A 518-nucleotide genomic window follows, 5' to 3' on the forward strand; every position below is an offset into this window, starting at 1 on the left:
TCTTCGACGAGTTTCTGGAAGCGGCGTTGCAGGGAGCAGTCGCGGGTGCCGGCGACGATGACGTTGCCGTGCTGATCGGCGATGACCTGGGCTTCGACATGGCGTGGTTTGTCGAGGTAGCGTTCGACGAAGCATTCCCCGCGCCCGAACGCGGCGACGGCTTCGCGGGTGGCGGAGTCGAACAGTTCGGGGATTTCCTCGCGGGTGCGCGCGACTTTCATGCCGCGGCCACCGCCACCGAATGCGGCTTTGATCGCGATGGGGAGGCCGTGTTCGTCGACGAACGCCAAAATCTCGTCGGCGTCTTTCACCGGTTCGGAGGTGCCCGGGACGGAGGGGGCTTTGGCGCGGGCGGCGATGTGGCGGGCGGTGACCTTGTCGCCGAGGTCGCGGATGGACTGTGGGGAAGGTCCGATCCAGATCAGGCCTGCGTCGATGACGGCCCCCGCGAAGTCGGCGTTTTCGGAGAGGAATCCGTAGCCGGGGTGGATGGCGTCGGCTCCGGACTTGGCGGCGGC

1 protein-coding gene is annotated in these 518 nt (G+C 67.2%); it reads right to left on the reverse strand.

From position 1 onward, the window contains the following. Positions 1-518, reverse strand: a 518-nt coding sequence (locus O4220_RS27735; RefSeq protein WP_269608752.1) for a biotin carboxylase N-terminal domain-containing protein, incomplete at both ends; no start/stop codon positions are given.

The sequence above is a fragment of the Rhodococcus ruber genome (genome assembly GCF_027270735.1).
Taxonomy (GTDB): domain Bacteria; phylum Actinomycetota; class Actinomycetes; order Mycobacteriales; family Mycobacteriaceae; genus Rhodococcoides; species Rhodococcoides rubrum_A.